The organism is Agromyces sp. NPDC057865 (assembly GCF_042796995.1).
GTDB lineage: Bacteria > Actinomycetota > Actinomycetes > Actinomycetales > Microbacteriaceae > Agromyces.
In genome coordinates this window covers 974,326-999,042 of sequence record NZ_JBHVMJ010000002.1, presented here as the reverse complement: position 1 = coordinate 999,042, position 24,717 = coordinate 974,326, and the positions used below count along the sequence as shown (strand labels likewise).

15 protein-coding genes and 1 tRNA gene are annotated in these 24,717 nt (G+C 73.3%); 13 read left to right on the top strand and 3 right to left on the bottom strand.

Annotated features, from left to right (window positions below):
• Positions 1–86: 86 nt before the first annotated feature.
• Together ACFVN5_RS12295 and ACFVN5_RS12290 are read left to right on the top strand one after the other, a co-directional pair.
• Positions 87–3,239, top strand: a complete 3,153-nt coding sequence (locus tag ACFVN5_RS12295; protein ID WP_376955456.1) for a PD-(D/E)XK nuclease family protein — start codon at positions 87–89, stop codon at positions 3,237–3,239.
• Positions 3,236–6,769: an ATP-dependent DNA helicase gene (locus tag ACFVN5_RS12290; RefSeq protein ID WP_376955455.1), complete on the top strand. Its 3,534-nt coding sequence runs from the start codon at positions 3,236–3,238 to the stop codon at positions 6,767–6,769. The genes ACFVN5_RS12295 and ACFVN5_RS12290 overlap by 4 nt, the downstream gene beginning before the upstream one ends.
• Here the strand turns inward: ACFVN5_RS12290 and ACFVN5_RS12285 are convergent.
• The gene (locus tag ACFVN5_RS12285) at positions 6,658–7,923 is read right to left on the bottom strand and encodes a phosphotransferase (protein ID WP_376955454.1); all 1,266 of its coding nucleotides are present in this window, start codon (positions 7,921–7,923) and stop codon (positions 6,658–6,660) included. The two genes, ACFVN5_RS12290 and ACFVN5_RS12285, sit on opposite strands and share 112 nt — an antisense overlap.
• 119 nt (positions 7,924–8,042) lie before the next feature.
• Between ACFVN5_RS12285 and nudC the strand changes: the two genes are divergently transcribed.
• On the top strand, positions 8,043–9,017 hold the full coding sequence (nudC, locus tag ACFVN5_RS12280) for an NAD(+) diphosphatase (RefSeq protein ID WP_376955452.1): 975 nt from the start codon (positions 8,043–8,045) through the stop codon (positions 9,015–9,017).
• Positions 8,954–10,801 carry an ATP-dependent helicase gene (locus tag ACFVN5_RS12275; RefSeq protein WP_376955451.1) on the top strand — a complete coding sequence of 616 codons (1,848 nt, stop codon included), beginning with the start codon at positions 8,954–8,956 and terminating at the stop codon, positions 10,799–10,801. The genes nudC and ACFVN5_RS12275 overlap by 64 nt, the downstream gene beginning before the upstream one ends.
• Before the next feature lie 964 nt (positions 10,802–11,765).
• On the opposite strand, the gene ACFVN5_RS12270 is transcribed toward ACFVN5_RS12275, so the two are convergent.
• Positions 11,766–13,085, bottom strand: coding sequence for a zinc-dependent metalloprotease (locus ACFVN5_RS12270; RefSeq protein WP_376955646.1), 1,320 nt, complete (start codon positions 13,083–13,085; stop codon positions 11,766–11,768).
• 213 nt (positions 13,086–13,298) lie between these two features.
• On the opposite strand from ACFVN5_RS12270, the gene ACFVN5_RS12265 reads away from it, so the two are divergent.
• The 7 genes from ACFVN5_RS12265 to ACFVN5_RS12235 all read left to right on the top strand — a co-directional run bounded on the left by ACFVN5_RS12265 (position 13,299) and on the right by ACFVN5_RS12235 (position 20,328).
• Positions 13,299–14,402 carry a PDZ domain-containing protein gene (locus ACFVN5_RS12265; RefSeq protein ID WP_376955449.1) on the top strand — a complete coding sequence of 368 codons (1,104 nt, stop codon included), beginning with the start codon at positions 13,299–13,301 and terminating at the stop codon, positions 14,400–14,402.
• Between the two features lie 99 nt (positions 14,403–14,501).
• Entirely contained in the window at positions 14,502–17,411 is a 2,910-nt protein-coding gene (locus tag ACFVN5_RS12260; RefSeq protein ID WP_376955448.1) for a UPF0182 family protein, read from the top strand.
• Between the two features lies 1 nt (position 17,412).
• On the top strand, positions 17,413–18,270 hold the full coding sequence (locus ACFVN5_RS12255) for a class I SAM-dependent methyltransferase (protein WP_376955447.1): 858 nt from the start codon (positions 17,413–17,415) through the stop codon (positions 18,268–18,270).
• Positions 18,271–18,375: 105 nt separating this feature from the next.
• The gene (locus ACFVN5_RS12250) at positions 18,376–18,750 is read left to right on the top strand and encodes a DUF1304 family protein (RefSeq protein ID WP_376955446.1); all 375 of its coding nucleotides are present in this window, start codon (positions 18,376–18,378) and stop codon (positions 18,748–18,750) included.
• 53 nt (positions 18,751–18,803) lie between these two features.
• Positions 18,804–18,877, top strand: a tRNA-Met gene (locus ACFVN5_RS12245).
• A 72-nt stretch (positions 18,878–18,949) separates the two neighbouring features.
• Positions 18,950–19,447 (top strand): ClbS/DfsB family four-helix bundle protein, encoded by a 498-nt coding sequence (locus ACFVN5_RS12240; RefSeq protein ID WP_376955445.1) that lies wholly within the window; start codon positions 18,950–18,952, stop codon positions 19,445–19,447.
• A gap of 47 nt (positions 19,448–19,494) precedes the next feature.
• Positions 19,495–20,328, top strand: a complete 834-nt coding sequence (locus tag ACFVN5_RS12235; RefSeq protein ID WP_376955444.1) for a carbon-nitrogen hydrolase family protein — start codon at positions 19,495–19,497, stop codon at positions 20,326–20,328.
• 30 nt (positions 20,329–20,358) lie between these two features.
• Here ACFVN5_RS12235 and ACFVN5_RS12230 read toward each other — a convergent pair whose 3' ends face one another.
• Positions 20,359–21,576, bottom strand: coding sequence for a pyridoxal phosphate-dependent aminotransferase (locus ACFVN5_RS12230; RefSeq protein WP_376955443.1), 1,218 nt, complete (start codon positions 21,574–21,576; stop codon positions 20,359–20,361).
• A gap of 168 nt (positions 21,577–21,744) precedes the next feature.
• Here ACFVN5_RS12230 and ACFVN5_RS12225 point away from each other — a divergent pair, with 168 nt between their 5' ends.
• Both ACFVN5_RS12225 and ACFVN5_RS12220 read left to right on the top strand, forming a co-directional pair.
• Positions 21,745–23,541 carry a S1C family serine protease gene (locus ACFVN5_RS12225; protein WP_376955442.1) on the top strand — a complete coding sequence of 599 codons (1,797 nt, stop codon included), beginning with the start codon at positions 21,745–21,747 and terminating at the stop codon, positions 23,539–23,541.
• A gap of 119 nt (positions 23,542–23,660) precedes the next feature.
• A complete protein-coding gene (locus ACFVN5_RS12220) occupies positions 23,661–24,716 on the top strand; it encodes a glycosyltransferase family 2 protein (protein WP_376955441.1) in 1,056 nt (351 codons plus the stop codon).
• The last annotated feature ends 1 nt before the right edge of the window (position 24,717 follow it).

Genomic DNA, 24,717 nt, shown 5'->3' with positions numbered 1-24,717 from the left:
CCTTTCTGCTCTTGCTGAAACCCTACGACACGGGCCGCGCCGGGTCGTACCCGTTCACTGTCGGCGGAACGAGTTAGCGTTCAGGCATGCCCGGCACCGCGACCCTCCTGCACCCCGTCGCGACCCTCGTCGACGGCGAGCACGCGGCGGTCTTCGGGGCCCCGGGCAGCGGCAAGACCCGGCTCGTGATCGACCTCGTCGCCGAGCGCGTCGAGCATCGCGGCTACACGACCGACCAGGTGCTCGTGCTCTCCGCCACGCGCGCGTCGGCGACCGCGCTGCGCGACGAGCTCGCGGTGCGGCTCGGGGTCACCACGCGCGGTCCACTGGCCCGCACGGCGAACTCCGTCGCGTTCCAGCTCGTCCGCGCGTTCACCGGCGAGTCGGTCACGCTGCTCACGGGCGCCGAGCACGACCAGATCGTCGGCGAGCTGCTCGAGGGCGGCATCCGCGACGGCTTCGGGCCCGCCTGGCCCGATCCGCTCACGCCCGAGGTGCGGGCCCTGCGCGGCTTCCGCTCCGAGCTGCGCGACGTCATGATGCGCGCCGTCGAGCACGGCGTCGCCGCCGACGACCTCGCCCGCCTCGGCGAGCGGGCGGGCCGGCCCGAGTGGGCGGCCGTCGCCGCGTTCCTCGCCGAGTACGCCGAGGTGAAGGAGCAACTGCGGCCGACGCAGTTCGACTCGGCCGAGCTCGGCGCGTTCGCCGCGGCGATCGTGCGACGCAGCGCGATCGACCCTGCGGCATCCGCGGCGCTCGGGGTGCTCGCCGGGCTGCGGCTCATCGTCGTCGACGACGCGCAGGAGGCGACGGAGTCCACGGCGGCGCTCCTCGGCGCCTTCGCCTCGCGCGGCGTCGCGATCGTGGCGTTCGGCGACCCCGACGTGGCGAGCAACGGATTCCGTGGCGGACGCCCCGAACTGCTCGGCTCGCTCGGCTCCGTGGTGGGCGCTCCCGTGCGGCGCATCGACCTCGACGCGGTGCATCGCGGCCGCCCCGCGATCCGCGACCTCGTGAGTTCAGTCACGTCGCACATCGGCACGGCGCTCGGCGGCACGCACCGCCAGGCGTCCATGGCAGGGCTCGGCGATGCCGACGCCTCCGTCGACGCCCATGGCGAGGGTTCGGGTCCCGAACGTCCTGCCGACTCCGACCCGCTGGCCGCCGTCCTCGGCATCGAGGCCGTCTCGCACGCCGCCGAGTGCCAGGCGATCGCCGGGCTGCTGCGCGAGCGCCACCTGCTCGACGGCGTTCCGTGGTCGTCGATGGCCGTCGTCGTCCGCTCGGGCGCCGACGTGCCGGCCATCGAGCGCGGCCTCGCGCTCGCCGACGTGCCCACCTCGGGCGACGCCGCCCGCACTGCCCTGCGCGAGGCGCCCGCCGCCGCGGCGCTGCTCGCCGCCGCATCGTTCGTGCTCGGGCGCGAGCCGCTCACCCCCGAGCTCGCCGTGGGCCTGCTCACGGGTCCGCTCGGCCGCCTCGACGGGGTCGGGCTGCGCCGGCTCCGGCTCGCGCTCCGGCACGAGGAGCTGGCAGTTGGTGGCTCCCGGCCCGGCGACGAGCTCCTCGTCGACGCGCTGTCGGCTCCCGGCGGCTTCGAGACGATCGACGCCGCGCCGGGGCGCCGGGCCGCCCGGCTCGCGAAGCTGATGCATGCCGCTCGCGTCGTCGCCGGGACGGGCGGCACCATCGAGGAGGTGATCTGGTCGCTGTGGGAGGGCAGCGCGCTCGCGACCGAGTGGGGCGCCCAAGCGCGGGGAACGGGGGTGCTCGCCGAGGAGGCGAACCGTTCGCTCGACGCCGCGGTCGCCCTGTTCGCCGCAGCGACGCGCTTCGTCGAGCGCGAGCCCGACGCGCCGGCGCTCCGCTTCGTCGACGACGTGCTCGCGAGCGAGCTCCCCGAGGACTCCCTCGCCCCCCGGCGCAACGCCGAGACCGTGCTCGTCACGACGCCGCCCGCGCTCATCGGCCGCGAGTTCGACGTAGTAGTGATCGCGGGCCTGCAAGACGGCGTGTGGCCCAACCTCCGTCCCCGCGGCACGCTGCTGCACGCCGGCCTGCTTCCGCGCGTCGTCCAGGCCGCCCGCGCCGGGGCACCGATCCCCGCGCCCGAGACGACGACCGAGGCACGTGCCACGGTCCGCGGCGACGAGCTTCGGCTCTTCGCTCTGGCCACGTCGCGCGCGCGCCGCCAGCTCGTGCTGAGCTGCACCGCCAACGACGACGAGCAGCCCTCGATGCTGATGGGCTACGCCGCCGAGCGCATCCGCCCGCGGCGCCGTCCGCTGCACCTGCGCGGGCTCGTCGGCGCGCTGCGCCGCGACCTCGCCGCGAGCCGCGACCACGAGGCCGCCGCGGCGCTCGCCCTGCTCGCCGAAGCGGGCGTTCCCGGTGCGCACCCCGACGACTGGTACGGACTCGCGGAACCCTCGACGACCGCGCCGATCGTCGACCTCGGTGGCGACCCCGAGGCGGTCGTGGCGGTCTCCCCGTCGCAGATCGATCGGGCAGAGGAGTCGCCGCTCGGCTGGTTCATCGATCGCGTCGCCGCTCCGCCGTCGGGCATCGCCGCATCGATCGGCACCCTGGTGCACGCCGTGGTCGAGGAGGCCGGGTCGCGCGACGACGGCGACACGAGCATCGAGACGCTGTGGGCGGCCGTCGAGGAACGCTGGCGCGACCTGCGCTTCGAGGCGGGCTGGGTGGCCGAGCGCGAGCGCCGTGGCGCGCGTCGCATGGCCGAGGGCGCCTCCGACTACCTCACCCAGTTCCGCGACGACCGCAAGGTCCTCCTCGGCGCGGAGGGCCGCTTCACCCTCGTCGTCGACCGCATCCGCGTGACCGGCACCATCGACCGGGTGGAGGCGTCGCCCGACGGCACCACGGTCATCGTCGACCTGAAGACGGGCCGCACGACCCCCACGGCCGAGCAGACCGCGCAGCATCCGCAGCTCGCGGCGTACCAGCTCGCCGCACGGCTCGGCGAGGTGCCGAACGCCGGCGTGCACGGCGGCGCGAAGCTCGTGTACGTGGCCAAGCCCGTGCGCGGGCTCGCCTTCAGCGAACGCGCGCAGCAGCCGTTCGACGACGACGACGAGGCCGCGTTCCGCGAGCGGCTCGCCGCGGTGGCGCGCACCATGTCGGGCAGCGAGTTCGAGGGCCCGGGCGAGCTCGGGTTCCGGTCGCGGTTCGGGTCGTGGCAGTACCGCGTGCACCTGGTCCCGGCGGTGTCCGCATGAGCGCCGACCACAGCCCGGGTCCGATCCGCGCGGCTCCGATCCGCGCGGGTTCGATCGGCAGTGGTTCGATCGGCAGTGGTTCGATCGGCAGGGGTTCGATCGGCGCCGTCGAGATCGCCGCGCGGCTCGGGCTCCACGCACCCACCGACGAGCAGCGAGCGGTCATCGAGGCAGACCCGCACGGCGCGAGCATCGTCGTCGCCGGGGCCGGCAGCGGCAAGACCGAGACCATGGCGAACCGCGTCGTCTGGCTGCTCGCCAACGGGCACGTCGCCGTGCCCGAAGTGCTCGGACTCACGTTCACGCGCAAGGCCGCGGGCGAGTTGGCCGACCGGGTGCGCGAGCGCGTGGGGCAGCTCGTGGCCGAGGGCATCGCCGACGTCGAGCTCGATCCGCTCGAGTCCGCCGCCGTCGGAACCTACAACGCGTTCGCGAGCGCGATCTACCGGGAGCACGCGATGCTCATCGGCCGCGAGCCCGACGCCTCCGTGCTCGGCGAGGCATCCGCGTGGATGCTCGCGCGGTCGGTCGCCGGCGCGTCGGCCGACCCGCGCCTCGTCGAGCTCGACGCGTCGCTCGACCGCGTCACCGGGGCCGTGCTCGCGCTCAGCCGTGCGCTCGCCGAGAACGTGGCCGACAGCCGCGACGTGCGCGCCTTCGCGCGCGACTTCCTCGCGATGGAGGGGCTCCCGATCGAGGCGCCGCGCAAGCGCACTGACTTCGCGACGTTCGTCGACGCACTGGGCGTGGTCGGCGCGCTCCCGCCGCTCCTCGACCTGGCCGATGCCTACCAGGCGGCCAAGCGCGAGCGGGGGCACGTCGAGTTCAGCGACCAGGTCGCGCTCGCGCTCGCCATCTGCGAGCGGCATCCGCACGTCGTGGCGGCCCACCGCGAGCGTGCGCGCACCGTGCTGCTCGACGAGTACCAGGACACGAGCGTCGTGCAGACGCGCCTGCTCGCGACGCTGTTCCGCGGTCACTCGGTCATGGCCGTCGGCGACCCCGACCAGTCGATCTACGGATGGCGCGGGGCGAGCGCCGCGAACCTGGCCCGCTTCTCGCGCGACTTCGCCGCCGACGCCGACGGCGCGCCGGGCGAGGCCGGCGTCTTCGACCTCTCGACGAGCTGGCGCAACCCCCGCATCGTGCTCGACGCCGCGAACGCGCTCATCGAGCCGCTCGACGCCGGCATCCCGAAGGCGCCCCTCGCCCCGTCGCCATTCGCCGGCGCCGGGGTCGTCGACACGGCGTGGGCGGAGACGATCGAGGAGGAGGCCGACCTCGTCGCCCGCTGGTTCCGGGATCGCGTCGGCACGGGCCAGGGGCGCGAGGCGCGCAGCGGCGCGCTCCTCTGCCGCACCTTCGCGAACGTCGGCGTGTTCACGGCGGCGCTCCGCGCGCACGGCGTTCCGGCCCATGTGCTCGGGCTCGCCGGGCTGCTCGACCAGCCGGTGATCGCCGACCTCGTCGCGGTGCTCCGCGTGCTCCACGACCCGACGGCCGGCTCCGAGCTCATCCGTGTGCTCGGCGGCGCCCGGTGGCGCATCGGCCCGGCCGACCTCGTCGCGCTCAACGGCCTCGCCCGCTGGCTGGCCGACCGCGACCTGGGCAGCCGTCGCCTCGACGACGACGTGCGCCGCGAGCTGCGCGCGTCGATCGCCCCCGACGAATCGCCGTCGATCGTCGACGCCCTCGACTTCCTGCTCACGGCGCCCGACGGCCATTCCGCGCTCCGCGGCTTCACCGCGGTGGGCCTCGGTCGCATGCGCCGGGCGGGCGCGCAGCTGCAGTCGCTGCGCCGCCGGGCCGGGTTGGGGCTCGTCGACTTCGTGCACCTCGTGGAGCAGGAGCTGCTCCTCGACATCGAGGTGGCCGCGAACGCCGCCCAGCCGCTCGGCGCGCCGAGCCTCGAGGCGTTCGACGAACTGCTCGCCGGCTTCGCCGACGTGTCCGAGCACCCGACGCTCGGCGCATTCCTCGGCTGGCTCACCGAGGCCGAGCAGCGCGACCGCCTGGCTCCTCGTCAAGACGAACCCGAGCCCGGCGCCGTGCAGGTGCTCTCGATCCACGGCTCGAAGGGCCTGGAGTGGGACGTCGTGGCGATCCCGCGGCTCGTCGACGAGGAGCTGCCGGCGAAGCCGCGCACCACGAAGGGCTGGCTCGCGTTCGGGGAACTGCCGAACGACTTCAAGGGCGACCGCGACGAGCTGCCCGAGCTGCAGTGGCGCGGGGTGCCGAGCCAGGCGGAGTTCGACCGGGCGCTCGGCGCCTTCGCAAGCGAGAACCGCGAGCGTCTCGCCGAGGAGGAGCGTCGACTCGCCTACGTGGCGCTCACCCGCACGCGCGACGAGCTCCTGCTCACCGGATCGTGGTGGTCGACGCAGAAGTCGCCGCGCAAGCCCAGCCCCTACCTCTATGAGCTGGCTCGCGCGGGCATCGTCGCGCCCGGCGTGCTCCCGGCCGCGCCGGCTGCCGACGCCAACCCGCGCGCCGGTGCGACCGAGCGCCAGGTGTGGCCGCTCGATCCGCTCGGTGCACGGCGCGACCCCGTGCTCGCCGCAGCCGAGGCCGTGCGGGTCGCCGCCGAGCAGCCGAGCGGTGCGGGCATCGGCCCACGCCTCGCCGAGGAGGTGCGCCTGCTGCTGGAGGATCGGCGTCGCCGGTCGGAGGGGCCAGGGTCGCCCACCATCCCGACGCGCGTGCCGGCGTCCCGGTTCAAGGACTACGTCGACGACCCGTCCGCCGTCGCCGAGCAGCTGCGCCGCCCGATGCCGCAGCGGCCCTACCGGGCGACCCGGCTCGGCACGCTCTTCCACGCCTGGGTCGAGCACCGCGCGACCGGTGAGGGCGAGGCGTCGGCCATCGACGAGATCTGGCACGACGGGCTCTGGGACGACGACGATGCGCTCGGCCTCCGCCTCGAGGCGGAGCGGTCCGGCGCCGCAGTCGGCCAGACCGGCGACATCGGCGCCGACGGCGCAACCGCCGACGCTGCCGACAGCGGCGCCACCGGGCCCGCGGACGCCGCGCCGACGACGCCGTCGATCGTGACCGCGACCGCGGACCGCCTCCGCGCCCTGCAGGCCACCTTCGAGGCCTCCGAGTGGGGCGGCCGCAAGCCGATCGCGGTCGAGCTCGAGCTGCACCTGCCGATCGACGCGCACGTGTTCGTGTGCAAGCTCGACGCGGTCTACGACGTGCCCGCAGGGAGCGAGCTCGCGAAGCGCGGCATCCGCTACCAGGTCGTCGACTGGAAGACCGGCAAGGCGCCCCGCGACGCGCACGACCTCGAGCTCAAGCAGACCCAGCTCGCGCTCTACCGGCTCGCGTACGCGAAGTGGGCCGACGTGGCGCCCCAGACCGTCGACGCGGTGTTCTACTTCGTCGAGGACGACCGGGTCATCCGGCCCGACCGGCTCTACGACGAGGCGGCGTTGCGGCGCTCCTGGGCGTCGGTCGCGGCCGAAGCGGCTCCGGCGCCCGACCCGTCGTCGCCATCCGCGGCGTCGGCGCCCTCGCGCGTCGGCTGACCCGCGCTCGGCGCCGCGTCGCCCCAGTCGCTGAGGTCGAGCGGGATCGGCGCGGTGAGGTTCATCGCCGCCGCCGGGCGCTCGCCGGCCTCGCGCCGCTCGAGCTCCGAGAAGTCGTAGCTGTCGGTCAGCAGCGTCGCCCCGCCCTCGCGGGGCACGGCGCCGCGGGGCGTGTCGTCGAGCATCCGCTCCACGTCGCCGACGGTCATGATCGGCCCGGTCTCGGGCGACAGCGGCTCGCTCGACCGGTCGTGCACGCTCGCGGCGAGCCCGTCGAGCAGCGACACCGCGTCGTCGACGATCGCGCGGTCGCGCTGGTCGATGCCGTGCAGCAGCCAGCGGGCCAGCTCCAGCTCGCCGTAGAGCAGTGCACGCTGCGGCAGGTGCTCGTCGGCGCCGCCGCTCCGCCCGATCACGTAGGCCTCGAGGGCGAGCTCGGCGGATGCCCCGCGCGAGGTCATGAGCCAGTGCAGGTCGCGCGCGGGGTCGCCGACCGCCAGCGCCGCCCACCCGACGATCGCGCTGACCGCGTCGCCGTCGACGAGGATCGAGTCGGCGGTGAGTGCGCCGTTGATCACGGTGGGGCGGAACCGCCAGAGCGACTCGTCGTCGGTCGCCTGCTCCCACCGGCGCAGGATCGCCGCGGGCAGGTGCCCGGTGTCGGCGGCGCGCCCGATGAGCTCGATGACGCCGTCGCGGGTCTCGTCGGCGTTCTCCCGGGGGAGCCCGGCGTCGCCCACGAACCCGCTCGGCAGGGCGTGTATCGCCCCGACCGCGGCGCCGACCGCCGCGGCGAGGGCGTCATACTCGGTGAGCTCGTCGGCGGAGCGCACCCCGCCCGTGAGGAACTCGGTCACGATGGCGCGCGTACCGTCGATGGGCGCCTGGCCCACGAACTGGGGCACGCGGAACGGCAGGCGGGCGCGGATCCCGGCCGTCATCGCGCGGATGGCGACGAGGTCGGCGGACTGCTCCGTCTCGGCGTTCTGCGACCGCGGCGCGCGGATGACGAGGTGCCGGCCGTCGGCCGAACGGAGCTCGACGGCGTCGAAGCCTCCGTGGCTGCGGCGCGTGTGCGCACGGGCCGCGCTCACCTCGAGGCCGGGCACCGCCGCCGTGGCCAACGCGGCTAGAGTGAGAGGGGGTCTGGCCATGGCACACAGCTTAAGCAGGCGGATCCGCCTCCCGGGCGACCGCCACGCCTTCCCGCAGACTCCGCTCCGAAGCGCCCGGGCCCTCCGTGGCCGAGCCTGACGTGCCGAGAGGTGGCCGAGTGCGCGAACCGACTGCCCCGCCGCTCGCGCGCGCGGCCCTCGATCGCGACGGCGACGCCCGGGCCGACGACGACGCCCGCGCGCACTTCGACGCCGATCCGGCGGCCCGCGTCATCGCCGTGCATCGCGACAAGGCACTGCTCGCCGAGGTGATCGAGGGGTCGGCGCCGTCGCTCCAGTTCCTGCGCCCCGGCGACGTCCCCGCGCCCGTGCTGCGCGCCTATCTCGGTCGCACGGTCGCCTCGTCCGAGTCGCCCGACGGCCTCCCGCCCGGCACGCCGATCGAGCTGCGTGTCGTCGACGCGGATGCCGCGGCCGCACTCGAGGGCGAGGACGCCCGGTGGTCGGGACTCCGCGCAGCAGCGCCCGTGCTCGGCGACCGCGACGCTGGGCTCTTCACCGAGTCGCTCGCGCTCGCGAACTGGCACGCCGGCGCCCGCTTCTGCCCGCGGTGCGGTTCGACCACGACCGTGGTGCAGGCCGGCTGGGCGCGCCGGTGCGATCGCGAGGGCAACCTCCTCTTCCCGCGCACCGATCCGGCCGTGATCGTGCTCGTCACCGACGACGACGACCGGGTGTTGCTCGGCTCGAACGCGCTGTGGGAGCAGAACCGCTTCTCGCTGCTCGCCGGATTCGTCGAGCCGGGGGAGTCGCTCGAGGCGGCGGTGGTGCGCGAGGTCGGCGAGGAGGCGGGCCTGCGCGTCGACCGGGTCGACTACGGCGGGTCGCAGCCGTGGCCGTTCCCCGCGAGCCTGATGCTCGGCTTCACCGCGCGCGTCGCCGACGGCACGGTGCCGTCCACGGCGGCGCCCGACGGCGTCGAGATCCTGCAGCTGCGCTGGTTCACCCGGGCGGAGCTCGCCGAGGCGGTCGGCGACATCGCGCTCCCGGGCGGCTCGTCGATCGCCCGATGGCTGCTCGAGCACTGGTACGGCGGCCCGATTCCCGAGTCGCTCGCGTGGACGACGTCGTGACCGGGGCATCCGACCCGCTGCTCGCGCCGCTCGACGACGACCAGCGGGTGGTGGCCGAGGCGCTCATCGGGCCCGTCTGCGTGCTCGCGGGCGCGGGCACCGGCAAGACCCGGGCGATCACGCACCGCATCGCGTACGGCGTGGCCTCCGGCGCCTACGACCCCGCACGGGTCATGGCGCTCACCTTCACCTCGCGTGCGGCGGCCGAGCTGCGGGCGCGTCTTCGCGCGCTCGGCGCGGGCGGCGTGCAGGCGCGCACGTTCCACGCCGCGGCGCTCGCGCAGCTCAACCACTTCTGGCCGCTCGTCGTCGGCGGGTCGGCGCCGCGCGTGCTCGAGTACAAGGGACGACTGCTCGGGGAGGCGGCCGAGCGGATGCGCCTGCGGGTCGACGTGCCGACGCTGCGCGACGTGGCATCCGAGATCGAATGGCGCAAGGTCAGCGTGCTCGGCATGGACGACTTCGAGCGTCGCGTCGCGTCGCGCGGCGCTCCCGGCGACCTCACGGCCGAGCAGCTGCTCGCGCTCATCGCGGGCTACGAGCAGCTCAAGGACGAGCGGCGCATGCTCGACTTCGAGGACGTGCTGCTCGCCACCGCGGGCATGATCGAGGCGGAGCCGTCGGTCGCGATGCAGGTGCGCGAGGGCTACCGGCACTTCGTCGTCGACGAGTACCAGGACGTGTCGCCGTCCCAGCAGCAGCTCCTCGACCTCTGGCTGGGCGGCCGCCGCGACCTCTGCGTGGTGGGCGACGCGAGCCAGACCATCTACTCGTTCGCGGGCGCGACGCCCGAGTACCTGCTCGGCTTCGAGCGCCGCTACGAGGACGCGACCCTCGTGCGGCTCGAGCGCAACTACCGCTCGACGGCCGAGATCGTCGACGTCGCCAACCGGCTCATGCGCGGTCGGCCGGGCGCGCTGCGCCTCGAGGCGGTGGCGGCCACCGGCTCCGCCGAGCCGACCACGGGCCGAGCGGATGCCGCGCCGCCGGTCGAACCGGTCGTGCTCGAGTTCCCCGACGAGCTCGCCGAGGCCCGTGCCGCCGCCACGCGCATCCGCGAGCGCATCGACGCGGGGATTCGTCCCGAGGCGATCGCCGTGCTCATGCGCGTGAACTCGCAGTCGGCGATCCTCGAGCGGGCGCTCGACGAGGTGGGCGTGAGCTCGCGCGTCCGCGGTGCGGCGCGGTTCTTCGACCAGCCCGAGGTGCGCGAGGCCGTGCACGCGCTGCGCGCGGCGGCGCTCACGATCTCGGGGGAGCCGCTCTTCAAGTCGGTGAGCGACGTGCTGCGGTCGCTCGGCTGGACCGTGCAGCCGCCCGAGGGTCCCGGCGCGGTGCGGGCGCGATGGGAGTCGCTCAACGCGATCGCGCGACTCGTCGACGATGCGCCCGACGGCACCACGTTCCGCGCGTTCGCCGACGACCTGCGCGCCCGCGCGGAGGCGCAGCACGAGCCGACGGTCTCCGCGGTCACGCTCGCGACGCTGCACTCCGCCAAGGGCCTCGAGTGGGACGAGGTGCACATCGTCGGCCTCACCGAGGGCATGCTGCCGATCGCGTACGCGAAGGGCTTCGACGCGATCGACGAGGAGCGGCGGCTGCTCTACGTCGGCATCACGCGGGCACGGCGCCGCCTCGCGTTGAGCTGGGCGCGGGCGAGCGGCGCGCATCGAGGGGAACGGGAGCCGTCGCGGTTCCTCCAGGAGCTGAGCACCCGCACTCGGGATGCGGCTCGTGCCGGTGCGACCGCGGGAGCGCGGCCGGTTGTGCGCGACCGAGCCTGATCGACGTCGACGCGAGCGCGCCCGGTCCGTGGGCCAGGCGATCGTCGACGGCCGCGACGGCGATCGCGGCGGCTTCGATCATCGCCCGCGCATCGCGGGTGGCCGAGGGGCGGCCGGCGAGCTGCGCCGCGATGGCCGGCCACGCGGCATCCGTGTCGCGACGTGCGAGCTCGAGGCAGCGCAGGCACGGGCCGGCGCCGGGCTCGACGAGCGGGCCGACCCGTGCGCCCGCGTCGTCGAACACGACGGCGAGGTGGGGCACGTCGCGGCGGAGCCACCGCAGGTGGCGCGCGGGACGCACGACCCAGTCGGCGGCGATGACGGCGATCGAGACGGCGTCGAGCACGGATGCCGCGACGCCCGTCGTGCCGTCGCCGGCCGGGTCCGTCGAGTCGGCGGCGTTGGCGGGGTGGGCGGCGTCGGCCGTGTCGCGCTCGAGGTCGACCACGTCGTGACCGAGGGCGGTCAGGTCCGCGGCGAGTCGCGCGCCGAGCTCACCCGCCGCGTCGATCGCCACCACGCGGCGCGGCGCGGCGTCCCCTGCGTCGGGCGCCTGCGTCGGCACCGCCTCGAACGCCGGCTCGAGCGCGATGAGCAATTCGCGCACGCGCCCAGGGCTGCCGCCGAGCCCGATGCCGATCGTGGTCAGCGTGCCGACGCTCGCGCCGTGGCGGAGCGCCGAGACCAGGCCCGTCTCGAGGTCGCCCGCGTCGCGGAGCACCACGCGGGCCTCCGCCGCGCCGAGCTGGAGGTCGGCTGGCGAGCGCCAGACGAGGGGGAGGGCCGGGTCGATGCGCGGAGCCATGCCGCGAGCATGCCCGAGCGCGGCGCGGCGGCGCGGCATCCGTCCACAGGTGGCAGGCACAGGGCCGCACGCACAGGGCCGGACTCACAGGGCGGCACGCACAGCGCCGGACGCGCAGGCGGGACGACCGGAGATCCCGGCACCCCGCCCGCCGTCGGGTCAGGCCTTGGGCTCCTCGCCGTCCTCGCCGGGCGCCGCGGGCGTCTCGCCGCGGAGCAGCTGCTCGAGCGCCTGGTCGAACTCGTCGTCGGCCTCGGACTCGGCGGTGTCGCTGCCCGTGAGTCGCGCGATGAGGCCGCTCGGGTCGTCGATGTCGGCCGACGTCGGCAGCAGGTCGGGGTGCGCCCAGAGCGCGTCGCGCGCCTCGACGCCGACCGCCTCGGTGACCGCACGCCACATGGCCGCCGCCTCGCGGAGCCGCCGCGGACGCAGCTCGAGGCCGACGAGCGTCGCGAACGCGGACTCGGCCGGGCCTCCGGACGCACGACGGCGCCGGATGGACTCGGCGATCGCGTCGGACTTGGGCAGGCGACCGGTGGCGTCGGCCGTCACCGCGTCGACCCAGCCCTCGACGAGCGCGAGCATCGTCTCGAGGCGGGCGAGCGCCGCCTCCTGCGCCTCGCTCTTCGGGCGGATCAGCGCGCCGTTCACGACCGCGTCGCGCAGCGCGTCGGTGTTCGACGGGTCGAAGCCCTCGGCGAGCTCCTCGAGGCGGTCGGTGTCGATGTCGATGCCGCGGGCGAAGGCCGTGATCGCGGTGATGAGGTGCAGGCGCAGCCAGCGCGCGTGCCGGAAGAGTCGTGCGTGCGCGAGCTCGCGCACACCGAGGTAGAGCTCCACCTGGTCGGTGGGGATGTCGAGGCCGTCGCCGAACTCGGCGAGGTTCTGGGGGAGCAGCGCAGCGCGGCCGTCGTTCTGCAGCGGGATGCCGATGTCGCCGCCCGAGACCACCTCGTCGGCGAGCTGCCCGACGACCTGGCCGAGCTGCATGGCGAACAGGGCACCGCCGATGCCGCGCATCATGCGGCTCGCGCCCTGGATCATCGACTTCAGCTCCTCGGGCGCCTGCTCGCTCATCACGCGGGTCAGGGAGTCGGAGATGCTGAGCGCCACGGGCTCCGCGAGCTGCGACCACACGGGCATGGTCGCCGCGACCCACGCGCGTCGCGTGAGCAGCTCGGGGGTGTCTGGCAGGCCGCCGAAGTCCACGGCCTCGTCGAGCCAGAGCGCCGCCACCTGGAGGGCCTGGTCGAGCCGGGCGCGCTCCTCGGGCGTGATCTGCCGCTGCTCGGATGCCGCGCGCTCCTCGCCCTGGCGCAGCGCGACGCTCCAGTCGATGCCCTCGTCGCCGCGGTTCATCGCCTGCTGCAGCTGCCCGAACAGGGCCGCGATGCTCGCCGGATCGTTGGGCAGTCCGGCTGCGCCCGCGAGCCGGGACGGATCGATGCCGCCCGACCCCGAGAGCAGCTCGCGGAGCATCTCCCGGAACTCCTCCTCGGGGTTCCGTTCGAAGGACTCGTCGTCCCGATCGGCCACGTGCGCCACCTCCAGTCGCGTCACTTCAACCGTAGCCCCGGCACTCGGGCGCGTGTCTGGGAAATGGCCTAGGCTGGGCCTTCCGGCTGTCCGCCCTTCGCGAACATCGCCGCCCGGCGCCCCAGGCGGCGTCCGGCTCGCCCTGGGAGGAATGGGATGGCCCTCTTCGACGACGACCCGTCGCCGCGCCCGCGCGCCCGCTCGCGCCGGGAGCGGATCGGCGGCATCGCGATCATCGTCGCCGTCCTCATCGGCGTGCTGTTCGCGCTGCTCCCGTCGCCGTACGTCATCGAGCAGCCCGGGCCGGTCTACGACACGCTGGGCACCGCCGACCACGACGGCGACGACGTCCCCCTCATCGAGATCCCCGACGAGGAGACCTTCCCCACCGACGGCGAGCTGAACCTGCTCACGGTGACCGTGCTCGGCCGCCCGGGGCAGACGCCGAACTGGCTCGAGGTGCTCGGCGCCTGGTTCGACCGCACGCGCTCGGCGGTGCCGGTCGAGGCGATCTTCCCGCCCGGCGTGACCGACGAGGACCGGGACGCGCAGAACGAGGCGGCGATGGTCGACTCCCAGCAGGACGCCATCGCGGCGGCCCTCGTCGAGCTCGGCTACGACTTCCCGCGCGACGTGACCGTCGCCGGCATCGTCGAGGACTCGCCCGCGGTGGGCGTCCTCGAGGAGGGCGACGTCATCGCCGAGGTGAACGGCGAGCCGGTCAACTCGATCGACGAGCTGCGCGGCGCGGTCCGCGACAACGGGGCGGAGGCCCCGGCGGAGCTGTCGATCGTGCGCGACGGCGCGCCGCTCACGGTGCAGGTGACCCCCGTCGAGCGCAACGGCTCGGTCGTGCTCGGGGTCGGCGTGCGGATGGCCTACGAGTTCCCGATCGACGTCGAGCTCCAGCTCGACAACGTCGGCGGCCCGAGCGCGGGCATGATGTTCGCCCTCGGCATCATCGACAAGCTCACGCCCGGCGGCATGACCGGCGGTGAGATCATCGCCGGCACCGGCACGATCGACTCGGCGGGCGAGGTCGGGGCCATCGGCGGCATCCGGCAGAAGCTCTGGGGCGCCGAGGGCGCGGGCGCCGACTGGTTCCTCGCACCCGCCTCGAACTGCGACGAGGTCGTGGGACATGTCCCCGACGGCATCCGGGTGTTCGCCGTGGAGACCCTCGACCAGGCGCGCTCCATCGTCGAGACCATCGGCGAGGGCGGCGACACCTCGGGATTCGCGTCCTGCGAGGCATCCTGAGGCGTCGCTGACAGCGAACGGCCGAACAGCCGTTTCCAAGCATCGCGACCATAGGATGGAATCCCGAGCCCCCACAGCGACCCCGAACAGAGGCCGAGAGTGTCAGCACAGACGCAAGAACCGAGGATTCCGCGACGCCGCGCGCCGATCCTGATCACGATCGGGGTCGTCGCCCTGCTGGTGATCGGGTTCTTCGTGTTCGTCGGACTCTACGCCGACGTCCTCTGGTACGACCAGCTCGGATTCCTGAACGTGCTCACCACGGAATGGATCGCGCGGATCGTCCTGTTCCTCATCGGGTTCCTCGCGATGGCCGTGCCCGTCTGGGCGTCGATCCAGCTCGCGTACCGCACGCGGCCCGTCTACGCGAAGCTCAACTCGCAGCTCGACCGGTACCAGGAGGTCTTCGAGCCGCTGCGCCGCCTCGCGATGTACGGCATCCCGGCCGTGCTCGGCGTGTTCGCCGGCGTCTCGGCATCGAGCCGCTGGGAGCTCACGCTCATGTGGCTCAACCGCACGCCGTTCGGGACGAACGACCCGCAGTTCGGCTTCGACGTGGGCTTCTACGTCTTCGAGCTCCCCTTCTACCGCTCGATCGTCGGGTTCGCCTCGGCCGTCGTGCTCCTCTCGCTCCTGCTCGTCATCGCGACGAACTACCTCTACGGCTCGATCCGCGTGAGCGGTCGCGAGGTCGTCATCTCCAAGTCGGCGCGCATCCAGATCGCCGTCACCGCGGGCATCTACCTGCTGCTGCAGGCCATCAGCATCTGGTTCGACCAGTACGCCACCGTCACCGAGAACTCGACGCTCATGACCGGTGCGGCATACACCGACGTCAACGCCGTCATCCCGGGTCGCGGCATCCTCGCCGCGATCGCCGCCGTCGTGGCGGTGCTGTTCTTCGTCACCGCGATCATCGGGCGCTGGCGCCTGCCGCTCATCGGCACGGCCCTGCTCATCGTGTCGAGCCTCATCATCGGCTCGCTCTACCCGTGGGTCATCCAGCGCTTCCAGGTCGACCCGAGCGCCCGTTCGCTCGAGGCGCCCTACATCGAGCGCAACATCGACCAGACACGCGACGCCTACGGGGTCGCCGACATCGAGTCGATCCCGTTCGAGGCGAAGACCGACGCCGAGCCCGGCGCGCTGCGATCGGATGCCGCGACGACCGCGAACATCCGCCTGATGGACCCGCTCGTGATCAGCCCGGCCTTCCAGCAGCTCGAGCAGTTCCGGCAGTACTACCAGTTCCCCGACGCGCTCGACGTCGACCGCTACGACATCGACGGCACCACGCAGGACACCGTGGTCGCCGTGCGCGACCTCGCCCTCTCGGGCCTCGGCGACGCCGAGACGTGGTTCAACTCGCACATCGTCTACACGCACGGCTACGGCCTCGTCGCGGCGGCGGGCAACCAGCGCTCGGTCGACGGCCAGCCGGTGTTCCTGCAGTCCGGCATCCCGTCGACGGGCGTGCTCGGCGAGTTCGAGCCGCGCGTGTACTTCGGCGAGGACTCGCCGTCGTACTCGATCGTGGGCGCACCCGACGGCTCCGACCCGGTCGAGCTCGACTACCCGGCGGCCGGCGCGTCGACCGACGAGCAGACCTACACGACGTTCGAGGGCGACGGCGGTCCGAAGCTCGACAACGTGTTCACGAAGCTCGTCTACGCGCTGAAGTTCCAGTCCGAGCAGATCTTCCTCTCCGACGCCGTGAACGACGACTCGCAGATCCTCTACGACCGCGACCCCATCGAGCGCGTCAAGAAGGTCGCGCCGTACCTCACGCTCGACTCCGACACCTACCCGTCGGTCGTCGACGGGCGCGTGGTCTGGATCGTCGACGGCTACACGCTCACCGACCAGTACCCGTACTCCAACAAGGTCAGCATGAGCGAGGCCATCGCCGACAGCGAGGGCCTGCCGCAGTCGCTCCCGTTCGACGAGGTCAACTACATCCGCAACTCGGTGAAGGCGACGGTCGACGCCTACGACGGCTCGGTGAAGCTCTACGCCTGGGACGACCAGGACCCCATCCTCCAGACCTGGCAGAAGATCTTCCCCTCGACGCTCGAGCCGATGAGCAAGATGTCGGGCGACCTGCTCAGCCACGTGCGCTACCCGGCCGACCTGTTCAAGATGCAGCGCGCCATCCTGGGCCGCTACCACGTGACCAACCCCGGCTCGTTCTACTCGCGTGAAGACGCGTGGACCACGCCGAACGACCCGACCGCGGCCTCGAACACGCAGCTGCTGCAGCCGCCGTACTACCTCACCATGCAGATGCCCGGGCAGGACGTGCCGGCGTACTCGCTGTACTCGACGTTCATCCCCGAGGCTCGCGGCGAGCAGAGTCGGAACGTGCTCCGCGGCTACCTCGCGGTGGACTCCGATGCCGGGTCGACCGACGGCGAACGTGCGGAGGGCTACGGCAAGCTGCGCCTGCTGACCCTCCCCGAAGACGACAACGTGCCGGGCCCCGGCCAGGTGCAGAACACCTTCAACGGCGATCCGACGGTGTCGCAGTCGCTGAACCTGCTGAAGCAGGGGCAGTCCGAGGTGATCAACGGCAACCTGCTCACGGTGCCGGTCGGCGGCGGCCTGCTCTACGTGCAGCCGGTCTACGTGAAGTCGACCGGGAACACGAGCTACCCGCTGCTCCAGAAGGTGCTCGTGGCCTTCGGCGACCAGATCGCGTTCCAGGACACGCTGGACCTCGCGCTCGACGTGCTGTTCGGCGGCGACTCCGGCGCCGCGGCAGGCGACGAGGAGGTGGAGCCCGGCACGACGCCGACGACGCCGCCCGAGGGCGGCGAGCAGCCGACCACGCCGACCGTCCCGAACGACGAGACGCAGGCGCTGCTCAACGAGGCGAAGGTCGCCCTGCAGAACAAGCAGGCCGCGCTCGCCGCGGGCGACTGGGCCGCGTACGGTGCCGCCGACGCGCAGCTCGCCGAGATCATCGCCCAGCTCATCCAGCTGAACCAGCCCGATACGAACCCGCAGTAGCGTGACCGTCGACCTGCGGGGCGGTGACTGGCTCGACGACAACCGGGCGAACTGGGACGAGCGCGTGCCCGTGCACGTCGCGTCGGACTTCTACGACCAGGAGCCGCTGCGGCGCGGCGACGGCGTGCTCGACCCCATCGCGCGGGCGGGCATCGATCGCCTGTTCCCGAACGGCATGCACGACGTGCGCGTGCTGCACCTGCAGTGCCACTTCGGCTCCGACACGCTCTCGCTCGCGAACCGCGGCGCGAGCGTCGTCGGCCTCGACTTCTCGCGGCCGGCGGTCGAGGAGGCGCGGCGCATGGCGGCCGAGCTCGGCATCGATGATCGGGCCCGCTTCGTGGAGGCGAACATCTACGATGCGCGACACCTGCTGCCCGAGCCCGAGTCGTTCGACCTCGTCTTCACGACCTGGGGCACGATCGGCTGGCTGCCCGACGTCGCGGAGTGGGCGCGCATCATCGCCTGGTTCCTGAAGCCGGGGGGCCGGCTCTACTTCGCCGACGGGCACCCCACCGCGTTCGTCTTCGACGGCGACGGCGGACCCGGCGGCCTGCCGGTGTTCCAGTACCCGTACGCGAACCCCGAGGCCGACGTGCTCGAGGACGGCCGCGACTACGCCGACGACGAGGTCGAGATCTCGAACGCGCGCACGTGGGAGTGGATGCATCCGCTCGCCGAGGTGCTGGGTGCGCTGCGCGAGGCCGGACTCTCGATCGACGCGTTCGACGAGCACTACCGGGTGCCGTGGCGGATCTTCCCGCTCACAGTGCCGGTCGGCGAGGGCATGTTCGGGTGGCCGTCCGAGCAGTGGCTCCCGCTCTCCTACGAGCTCGTCGCGACGGCCCCGCAGCGCTGACCGCACCCCTTCGACGGGGTGCTGCCGAGAGGCTCACCGAGAGCGCTTTCCATGGCCCGATCTGGGGTATTGTGACGACGGTGTCGCGCGAGCACACTGTGCCGTATGGGCGTGGTCGCGCAGGTGCTCGCGGTCGTCGAAGGGCTCGCCCTGATCGTGGTCGGGATCATCACGGCGTTCTTCTTCCGCAGCCCGCGGCTCTTCACGTTCCTCTACATCCAGCCGGCGGACCAGGAGGCGGTTCGGCCGTGGGCCGTCTACAGCGGCTACGCCAACATGCTCTGGGGGCTCGGCGTCCTCGCGGGCGTGCTGGCCGTGAACCTCGGCTATCCCGAGGTCGGACGCACCCTCGTGGCGTTCACGAGCATCGTGCTCGTCGTGCTCGGGTTCGTGATCATCTTCACCGAGATCCGGTACTGGCGGAACGTGATCGTGCTGGTGGCCCTGCCGGTGCTCGTGATCGTCGCCATGCTCGTCTGAGTCGGGCTCGATTGGACGACCGATGACCCGCATGCTAGTGTTATCTCTTGTGCCGCGGGGTGGAGCAGCTCGGTAGCTCGCTGGGCTCATAACCCAGAGGTCGTAGGTTCAAATCCTGCCCCCGCAACCGAAACAGAAGATCCCGGTCTCGTCCAGAGGCCGGGATCTTCTGCTTTTCCCGGCACTCTACGATGGCCGGATGGCCCTTCCCGAGACCCGCTCCGACCTCCTCGACGAGGCCCGCCGCGCCTTCGCCGGCCTCGACGACGCGATCGACCGGATCCCCGAGCCGCAGCGCTCGAGTGCGTTCCCGGATGCCGCGCTGCGCGACCACGACGTGCGGGACGTCGTCAACCACCTGCACGCCTGGCACGTGCTCCTCGACGGGTGGCTGGATGCCGCGGCGGTCGGCCGCACTCCGGCCTTCCCGGCCGAGGGCTACGACTGGGTTTCGCTCGACGAGCTCAACCACGTGCTGCGCGATCGATACCGCGGCGTCGCCCTCGCCGCCGCGCGGGCGCGGCTCCGCACGAGCCACGACCGGCTGCTCGTGCGCGTCGCCGGGATCGACGAGGCGGAGCTCTACGACGCGTCGCGGCATCCGTGGTCCTCTGGGCCGCTCGCGGAGCCCATGCACGAGTGCCTGGGCGGTCATTACGAGTGGGCGATCGGAGCCATCGCCGCTGCTCGTGACTGACCCGCATGCAGTGACGGGTGCCGCCCCGGTCGCGTTACGCTGACCGCATGGCCGCGCCGACTCCGACCGATCCCGGATTCCCGATCGCCGTCGCCCAGTTCGCGCCCGGCGCCGACGCCGATGCGAACCTCGCCGAGATCACCCGGCTCGCCGAGCTCGCGGTGGCGCGGGGCGCGCGCCTCGTCGTGTTCCCCGAGTACTCGAGCTGGTTCACGCCCGAGCCCGGACCCGACTGGCGCGCCAATGCGGAGCCCGTGGGCGGCCGGTTCACCGACGGGCTGGCCGAGCTCGCGACCCGCCTCGACGTGCACCTCGTCGCCGGGATGATCGAGCGGCTCGACGACGACGAGCGCCGCGTGGGCAACACGGTGATCGCCGTCGCGCCCGGCGAGGGCATTGCCGCCCGGTACCGGAAGCTGCACCTGTACGACGCGTTCGGGCAGCGCGAGTCCGAGTGGGTCGCGCCGGGCGACATCGCGTCGCCCGAGGTCTTCGAAGCGGGCGGCCTGCGGTTCGGGCTGCAGACCTGCTACGACGTGCGGTTCCCCGAGGTGACCCGCCGCATCGTCGACGCGGGCGCCGACGTGGTGTGCATGCCCGCCGAGTGGGTCCGCGGGCCGCTGAAGGAGGCGCACTGGCGCGTGCTCACGACGGCCCGTGCGCTCGAGAACACGATGTACGTGGCGGCCGCCGACCACGCGCCGCCGGTGGGCGCGGGCAACAGCATGATCGTCGACCCGATGGGCGTCGAGGTCGCCACGATCGGCGAGGCGACGGAGGTCGCGGTCGCCTGGGTGTCGCGCGAGCGCATCGAGGCGGTGCGAGGGCTCAACCCGGCGCTGGCGCTGCGGCGCTTCGACGTCACCGAGCGGCGCAGCTGAGCCGCTCGGCTCTGCCCGGACCCCCGGGGGTCAGCGCGCCGCGAGCCCCGCGAGCCGCGCCGACGCGTCCTCGAGCACCGAATGCCGCTTGCAGAACGCGAAGCGCACGAGGCTGCGGTACGCGTCCTGGCGGTCGGGGTGCACGAACGCCGACACCGGGACGCCCACCACGCCTGCGCGCTCGGGCAGCTCCCGGCACAGCACGGCTCCGTCGCGGTACCCGAGCGGCGCGGCATCCGCGACGATGAAGTAGCCCGCGTCGGGGCGCGAGATCGCGAAGCCCGCGGCCTCGAGGCCGACCGCCAGCAGGTCGCGCTTCGCGCCGAGCTCGGCCGCGGCATCCGCGAAGAACGCATCGGGCAGTCCCAACCCGGTCGCGATGGCGGGCTGGAAGGGGGCGCCGTTCACGAACGTGAGGTACTGCTTGACGGCGAGCACGGCGGTCACGAGCGGGGCGGGCGCGGTGACCCAGCCGATCTTCCAGCCGGTCGTCGAGAAGGTCTTGCCGCCCGACGAGATCGACACCGTGCGCTCCCACGCGCCCGGCAGCGTCGCGATGGGCGTGTGCGGCGTGCCGAACGTGAGGTGCTCGTAGACCTCGTCGGTGACGATGATCGCGTCGTGCCGTTCGGCGAGGCGCACGACGAGCTCCAGCGTCTCGCGGTCGAGCACCGCGCCGGTCGGGTTGTGCGGCGAGTTCACGAGGATCACGCGCGTGCGATCGGTCACCGCCGCCTCGAGCTCGGCCGGGTCGGGCTTCCAATCCGGGAATCGGAGCGGCACCGTGCGGTGCACGCCGCCGGCGCGCGCGATGAGGGCCGCGTACGCGTCGTAGTAGGGCTCGAACGTCACCACCTCGTCGCCCGCGTCGACGAAGGCGAGCAGCGTCGCGGCGAGCGCCTCGGTGGCACCGGCCGTCACGAGCACCTCGGATGCCGCGTCGACCTCGAGCCCGTACCAGCGGCGCTGGTGCGCGGCGATCGCCTCCCGCAGCACGGGCATGCCGATGCCCGGCGGGTACTGGTTGACCCCGTCGGCGATGGCCTGACGCGCCGCCTCGAGCACCTCGGCCGGGCCGTCCTCGTCGGGGAACCCCTGCCCGAGGTTGATCGCGCCCGTGCGCGCGGCGAGGGCGCTCATCTCGGCGAAGATCGTGGCGGCGATGCGGCCGTCGGCGTCGAGCAGGCCGGCGCCCGCGGCGGTGCGCTGCCATGGCCGCAGGCCGGGTGCGGGGGAGTAGTCGCTCACGCTCTCACCGTACGTCAGGGTGGGGCCGGTACGCTGGCGCACGGGCTCGACGGGCGCCGCCACCGCATTCGGAGGACTCACCGCCCGGTGATAGCCGGATCACAGACTTCGCCGATGCCGTACACAGACTCGCGCGGGATGCTGGCATCGCTTTGGAAGGAGCAGACCATGACCGACACCACTGACGGTTCGACGGGGGAGGCCCGCGAGGGCGTCGTCGACGCCACCTCCGCAACCCCTGAGCCCGCCGTGAGCCAGGCCGCAGAGGCCGCCGCGACCCCCGAGACCCCCGCCGCGTCGTCGGAGACGCCGGCAGCACCCCAGGCGGCTCCGGCCGCCGCCCCCGCGGCATCCGAGCCGGCTCCGGCCGCGCCCGCGACGCAGGCTCCGGCGGCACCGGCCGCACCGGCCGCACCCGCCGCTCCCGCGACCCAGGCGCCCGAGACTCCGGCTCCGGCCGCTCCCGCGACCCCGGCACCGGTCCCGGCCGCTCAGGCGACCGGCACGGTCTACCAGCCCGGCCAGGCCCCGCAGCCCTACGCCGCGCCCGCTCCCGTCCCCGCGGCATCCGCCCAGCAGACGGCCCCGACGCAGCCCGTGAGCGGCCAGGTGCCGCCCGCGTTCGGCGGACCCCGCCCGGCCGACGCCCCGGCGGCCGGCTCCTACGCCGGCGTGCCGCCGTACGGCACGCAGCCCGGCCAGCCCGCACAGGCCGGCCAGCCCGCGCCCAAGCAGCGCCGGGTGGGCCTCGGCGTCGCCGCCGCCATCGTCGCGGCCGCGCTCATCGGCGGCGCGTCCGGTGCCGGCATCACGGCGCTCATCTCGAGCAACCAGCCGCCCGCCACGAGCGACAGCGCCGGCAGCGCGCAGAACATCGTCGTCAACGACACGGACTCGGTGAACCAGATCACCGCCGTGGCCGCGAAGGCCAGCCCGAGCGTCGTGACCATCTCGGTCACCGGCGGCCAGGCCGGCGGCACCGGCTCGGGCATCATCCTGTCGGACGACGGCTACGTGCTCACCAACACCCACGTCGTGACCCTCGACGGCGCCACGGGCGACCCGACCATCCAGGTCAAGACGAGCGACGGCCACCTCTACGAGGCGAAGCTCGTCGGCACCGACCCGCTGTCCGACCTCGCGGTCATCAAGCTCGTGGACGCGTCGGGCCTCACGCCCCTCGACTTCGCCGACTCCGACAAGCTCAACGTCGGCGACACGGCGATCGCCATCGGGGCACCGCTCGGCCTCTCGGGCACCGTGACGAACGGCATCATCAGCGCGCTCAACCGCTCGATCGACGTGGCCTCCTCGGCCGCGCCGACGACGCCCGACGACTCGCAGGGCGACTCCGGCCAGGGCGACCAGGGCCAGGGCGACGGCCAGAGCCCGTTCGACTTCTTCTTCGACCTGCCCAACCCCGACGGCAGCCAGTCGCAGGCGCCGCAGGCGTCGTCCGGCCAGGTGTCGCTCCCGGTCATCCAGACGGATGCCGCGATCAACCCGGGCAACTCGGGCGGTGCGCTCCTCGACTCCGAGGGCAAGCTCATCGGCGTGAACGTCGCGATCCTCTCGGCGGGCGGCTCGAGCTCCGAGGCCGGCAACATCGGCGTCGGGTTCGCGGTGCCGTCGAACCTCGCGAAGCGCATCTCGCAGGAGATCATCGACAGCGGGACGGCCACGCACGGCCTCCTCGGCGCGACGGTCACGTCGGCCGAGGCGGACGGCCAGAGCGACACCGTCGGCGCCCTGATCTCCGAGGTGAGCTCGGGCGGCGCGGCGGAGCAGGCCGGCCTGAAGTCCGGTGACGTGGTCACCGAGTTCAACGGGGTGCCGATCACCGACCAGACCGACCTCACCGCGCAGGTCCGTGCGCTGCCGGGCGGTTCGAAGGCGCAGATCACCTTCACCCGCGACGGCGACTCGCAGACCGCGACCGTGACGCTCGGCACCTTCGAGGGCTGACGCTCGCACGACCGGTCGACCGGTCGACCGACGGGGCCGGGGTCCATGGGACCTCGGCCCCGTCGGCGTCCGCGGATGCACCGGCTGCTAGGCTCGATCGACCCGAGCGAGTGAGGAACATGCCCGATCAGCACCACCAGGCGGCAGCGTCGCCGCTCGTCGGCGTCTCGTACGTCATGCCGGTGCTGAACGACGCGTCGCACGTGCGCGCCGCCGTGGAGTCGATCCTCGCGCAGGACTACTCCGGGCCCGTCGAGGTGCTCATCGCGCTCGGTCCGTCGATCGACGGCACCGCCGAGCTCGTGGCCGACCTCGCCGCCCGCGACGACCGCGTGCGCGTGCTCGAGAACGAGGTGGGCTCGACGCCGTCGGGCCTCAACATCGGCATCCGCGCCGCGCGGTACCCGGTGGTCGTCCGGGTGGACTCGCACTCGATGCTGCCCGTCGACTACGCCCGCGTCGCCGTCGGCGTGCTCGAGCGCACGGGTGCCGACAACGTGGGCGGCATCATGGACGCCCACGGCGAGACCCCGTTCGAGCAGGCCGTCGCCCTTGCCTACACGACGAAGGTCGGCCTCGGCGGATCGGCGTTCCACGTCGGCGGCGCCGAGGGCCCGGCCGAGACCGTGTACCTCGGGGTGTTCCGCCGCAGCGCGCTCGAGCGCGTCGGCCTCTTCGACGAGACCATCAAGCGCGGCCAGGACTGGGAGCTCAACCGCCGCCTGCGCCAGACCGGCGGCACGGTGTGGTTCACGCCCGAGCTCGCCGTCACCTACCGGCCACGGTCGAGCGTCGACCGGCTCGCCCGGCAAATGTTCTCCACCGGCCTCTGGCGCGGCGAACTGGCACGTCGCTTCCCGGCGGCCAACGGCATCCGCTACTTCATCCCGCCAGCGATGGTGGTGGGCGTGACCATCGGCCTGATCCTCGGGATCATCGGCCTCGTGCAGGCCGTGATGGGCGCGACGCCGTGGCTGCTGCTGGGCTTCGTCGTCCCCGCCGCCTACCTGCTCTTCGTCGTCGCCGCGACCCTCGTCTACGCCCGCGGACGCGGGGCCGCCGTGGCGTGGTGGTTTCTCGTAGTCTTGCCCTGCATACACGTCTCGTGGGGTGTGGGCTTCGTGCTCGGGTACCTCTCGCTGACGAGCAACATCGCCAAGCACACGGGAAGGTGAC